Source organism: Pseudomonas sp. 43(2021) (genome assembly GCF_017490805.1).
Classification (GTDB): domain Bacteria; phylum Pseudomonadota; class Gammaproteobacteria; order Pseudomonadales; family Pseudomonadaceae; genus Aquipseudomonas.
This window is the reverse complement of record NZ_JAFGYJ010000323.1, coordinates 1-500: the sequence shown is the minus strand read 5'-3', so window position 1 is coordinate 500 and position 500 is coordinate 1. Positions and strand designations below refer to the sequence as shown.

The following is a 500-nucleotide window of genomic DNA, read 5'->3' as shown; positions in this document are numbered from 1 at the left end:
CAATAAAGGCGGGCCGCCAAATCGAAAGGGCAAGCCGCGACCGGCTTGCCCTTTTTTCTTGCCTGAGCGCGCAGCGCAGCGCCATCGCGAATCCCGGAGCCGCGCAAAGCGGGATCGAGAGCGGGATCGTCCGATCCCGCCCCGTCCGCGGCGCGATCACCGTACCTTCGGCAATCCCGCTTCGGCCTGCCGTTGCAGCGAACGCACCTGCTGCTGCAGCTTGCGCAGTTGATCCTGCCGCTCGCTTTTCTGCTCCCGCAGCGCGACGGTCTCGTCGAGCTTGTCCTTCTGCCGGGTCGCGACAGCCGCCCGCTGCTCACGCGCAATGCTCAGATCCGCCTGTAGCCGGCTCGCCCGCTCCTGGGCAACGGCGATCTGCCGATCGGTCAGCGCCTTCTGCGATTCGAGCTTCGCGGCCTGCAACTCGTTGACCGCAAGCGTCTCCGATTGCTTCGCGAAATCGCGGTAAACCGCCTCCGCGCGCGCTTCGCTCGCCGTCC

Annotated in this window: 1 protein-coding gene; it reads right to left on the bottom strand. The window is 67.0% G+C overall.

What is annotated here, in order from left to right; genetic code table 11:
• Positions 1-156: 156 nt before the first annotated feature.
• The coding region (locus J5M71_RS27435; RefSeq protein ID WP_207838696.1) for a DUF2968 domain-containing protein at positions 157-500 on the bottom strand (344 nt) is incomplete at its 5' end.